Here is a 3,567-nt window from a genome sequence, read left to right on the forward strand (position 1 = left end):
TCCAATTTTTAAGTGTGTGGTAATTGACGTTGATATCGTCCGCGACTGCCTGCACGCTCCTGCCGCCACGGGAGAATACCTTGACCAGTGCTTGTTCGACAAATGCTGGGGAATGCCTTGTTCTCATGTCTGCCTCTATTTGGATAAAATCTGGAGGCGACAACTAGTCTGACACAGGGGGGAACTGAGGAAACCAATGAACCCGTCAAAGCTTTGATCAAAGACGGAAGCTGCCTCGCCGGCTGGGACGGCAATTCTGCAGTAGGCATGTCTACCCATGCAAGTTGTATGCAGGGCGTTCTCAAAGACCAAGTGCAACACCTTTGCTGTAAGGTGCCGCCATGGCGAAAATCTACAAACATCTGACTACCCAGGAGCGTGCCGTCGTCATGACCATGCGCGCCGACCTGTGCTCCACCCGATCCATTGCTAAACGCCTTTGCCGTTCAGCCAGCACGATCAGCCGCGAGCTCAAGCGCACCAGCGGCATCGGCGTCTACGATGCCAACCTGGCCCATGCACAATGCCATGCCCGCCGCCTTTTGCCACATCGTCTTCCCAAGCTCCACGCGGAAGGGGCCTTGTTCCAGGTAGTCCGGCATCAGCTAAAACTGCTCTGGTCGCCGCAGCAAATAGCGCGCAAACTCAAGGCCCTTTGGCCCAACAATTCTGAGAAATCTGTGTCCCACGAGACCATCTACAACGCCATCTACATGCACCCCCGCGGCGAACTCAAACGCGAGCTGATCGCGTACCTTCGCCATCACAATCAAGTGCGCAAGCCGCGCAGTCGAGGTGACGATCGACGCTACCAGATCCAGGACATGCAGAGCATCCATATCCGCCCTGCAGAGGTCGAAGATCGCCCCATCCCTGGCCATTGGGAGGGCGACCTGATCAAGGGCGCTGGCAACCGTTCCTCGGTCGGCACGCTGGTCGAACGCACGACCGGCTTCGTGGTGCTGGCCAAGATGGACAACGCCACCACCAAGACCGTCGTCGACAGCTTCTCGGCGGTGCTCAACCGCGAGCCGGCAGCGATGCGCAAGACCATGACATACGATCAGGGCCGCGAGATGCACGGCCATAAAATCCTGACCGAACGGACCGGCGTCCAGATCTATTTCGCCGACCCGCACAGCCCGTGGCAGCGCGGGTCAAATGAGAACACCAATGGCCTGCTTCCCCAGTACATGCCGAAAGGATCGGACCTGTCGATCTACTCTCAAGACGAGCTCGATGCCATCGCCTTGTCGCTCAATACAAGGCCAAGAGCGAGGCTCAATTATGAATCGCCGCTCGTCGTTTATACTCAGCACATAGCATTGCTACAACATCCGACCGACACTGTTAATTAACCCAGTGTTGCGCTTGATACTTGAAACCGCCCAGTATTGTTTAACTATGGGTCTGTGCGAGGAACGCATGGAGTCGCCGGCGAAGAGTAAGCGGTTCCTGAGCGGCGTTGTATGTTTTGATTTGCCACGCCGGCAAAATCGATCGAACTTCAACAACACCTGAAGGTCCCCGCAAGGCCCGCTATTGCGGTAGCGGACAGACGTTGCGTGCGAAGCGCTCCCGGTACAGTGCGCTGCGCGGCAATCGCAAAGCGCGGCCGGCCCCAGCGACGCCAACCTGGTCAGCAAAAGTATCCGCGGCACTGATCACTTCGGCACACTCTGCATGTCGCCTGTGCTTAGCCCCAGCAGAATGGTGAACGATTCGCAAATTGAAGCGCCGTTGCCTCTGCCCTGCTGCATTATTTACACCGCTGTAAAAAGCAAAGTCCCGGACAACCGAGACTCTGGGTTACGAACGCCGACTGGCTCTGAGATCAACGGCTGGCGCTGCGGCGCTTGCGCCCGAAGGTGCAAACACCGAGCAACCCGGCCAACATCAGGGTGAAGGTTGCTGGTTCAGGCACCGCTGCCGCCAAGCCGGTCGCCGTCAGGCCGATCACGTTGCCGTTCCCGCCGAGGTTGAAGCTGCCGATCAGGCTTGCCGAGCCAGTGCCCAAATTAATGGAGTAAAAGCTGGAAGCGCCGTTGCCAGTCTGAAGCGCGGAGAACGCATCGAACCCGCCGAAGATGTCAAAGCCACCGATATTACCGGCATTGAAGCCGAGGCCGCCGACGGTCGTGATTGTCGGATTGGCAAAATTGCCGGTTGCCACTTTGAGCTCGTTCGAGCTAGAATCGATGAAATAAAGGGATGTCGCTGTGCCTGCATCGACATCGTTGTTCGAATAGGCAATCGAGGTGAGGTTTGCCTGAACAGCCGTCTGTGCAGTGTAACTGGGAACGGCTGCGCCGACATTGAACGCGCCATTTTGCCCGCTGCTGGTGATTACCCGCAACGAAGCCAAGTTTAGCCGATCGGCTTCCGGATTGAAATCGATGCCGATCACGGTGGTGCCGGAGATTCCAGGAACCGTACCGATCAGCGTGGCTGCTCCACCGGCGGCTATCGAGAAAACGCGGCCTTGGTTACTGACGGCATACAGAACGCCCGTCGTAGGACGGCGGTCGATGCCGACCAGATTTTCTCCCACACCAAGGCCGGAAACGTTGACAAACGCAGACTGCGCTGCAGGAGTAGCGCTGTCGAAGGTAAATATCGAATTCGTATTGGTCAAACCTAGAATCGGGATGGCGTACGCAGGAACGGCGGAAAACAGCGTGGCGGCGAGAGCAACTGCGAGACTGGCGGATTTGGTTTTGAAATGTGGGATCATCGCGGAGCAACTCCTGGGTTGGAATGACCGCGTCGACGCAAATGTCGAGAGCGATCGTTTGGTTTAAAGTGCTTCAATTAGGTGAAAGCAAATCTTGGGCCATGCCTGCTGCAATTAGTACAAGATCAGCCGTTTCAATGACTTACAAAATTTCGTCTCGTCGAAAATGGTTATGACACAATTCGGATTGTGCGCACTGTAAAATATATCGACAGTATTTCTTGGTCGTTTTCTTTGCACTGCGTCGCTGAAGACGAATGGACTAACGAGCGAGGGCGGTAGCTGGGGTTCTGTCGCATTAGCGAACATCGACGGGGTAATCGGGTAAGCTGCGGCGCCCGAACCCAAGACGACTCGACATGCTCAACTTCAAAGGGATGCGCTTTCCGATCGATGTGATCCTGGTCTGCATCCGCTGGTATGCGGCCTACCCGCTGAGCTACCGGCACCTCGAGGAGATGAGGGAAGAGCGCGGCGTGTCGGTCGACCATTCGTCGATCAACCGTTGGGCGATTCGTTTCCTGCCGCTCATCGAGAAGATGGCCCGGAAACACAAGCGTCCGGTCGGCGGCAGCTGGCGTATGGATGAGACGTACATCAAGGTCAAGGGCGTCTGGAAAGGTTCTGTCGCGTTGTTGATCAAACGACAGAATTTCCCTAGGACGGCATTGTGCCGCTCAAACCGGACGGACTATTCCTGCCAGCGCAGAAAATTGGTCGGCGAACGACATTGCATCAGCGCCGTCGATTGCGAACTGGCCCTTGCGGATCATGTGCATCAGCTCGATGCCGGCGAGCACGGAGCCGGCAGAGCGGAACGATTTGAAGTTGAG

Annotated in this window: 4 protein-coding genes; 2 read left to right on the forward strand and 2 right to left on the reverse strand. The window is 56.5% G+C overall.

Annotated elements, in window-relative coordinates; translation table 11 throughout:
• Positions 1–127, reverse strand: a 127-nt coding sequence (locus CR105_RS29580; protein WP_370660705.1) for a transposase, incomplete at its 3' end; no start/stop codon positions are given.
• 214 nt (positions 128–341) lie between these two features.
• On the opposite strand from CR105_RS29580, the gene CR105_RS27115 reads away from it, so the two are divergent.
• Entirely contained in the window at positions 342–1,358 is a 1,017-nt protein-coding gene (locus CR105_RS27115) for an IS30 family transposase (protein ID WP_099794055.1), read from the forward strand.
• Between the two features lie 476 nt (positions 1,359–1,834).
• Here CR105_RS27115 and CR105_RS27120 read toward each other — a convergent pair whose 3' ends face one another.
• Positions 1,835–2,734, reverse strand: a complete 900-nt coding sequence (locus tag CR105_RS27120) for a DUF4394 domain-containing protein (protein ID WP_099794057.1) — start codon at positions 2,732–2,734, stop codon at positions 1,835–1,837.
• A gap of 359 nt (positions 2,735–3,093) precedes the next feature.
• Between CR105_RS27120 and CR105_RS29585 the strand changes: the two genes are divergently transcribed.
• A partial coding sequence (locus tag CR105_RS29585; protein WP_370660712.1) for a transposase occupies positions 3,094–3,567 on the forward strand: 474 nt, incomplete at its 3' end.

The sequence above is a fragment of the Massilia eurypsychrophila genome (assembly GCF_002760655.1).
Taxonomy (GTDB): Bacteria; Pseudomonadota; Gammaproteobacteria; order Burkholderiales; family Burkholderiaceae_D; genus JAFCUW01.

Bases quoted from the DNA above. Each gene is read 5' to 3' on its own strand.
- CR105_RS27115 (WP_099794055.1), top strand. From the start codon at position 342: ATGGCGAAAATCTACAAACATCTGACTACCCAGGAGCGTGCCGTCGTC.
- CR105_RS27120 (WP_099794057.1), bottom strand. From the start codon at position 2,734: ATGATCCCACATTTCAAAACCAAATCCGCCAGTCTCGCAGTTGCTCTC.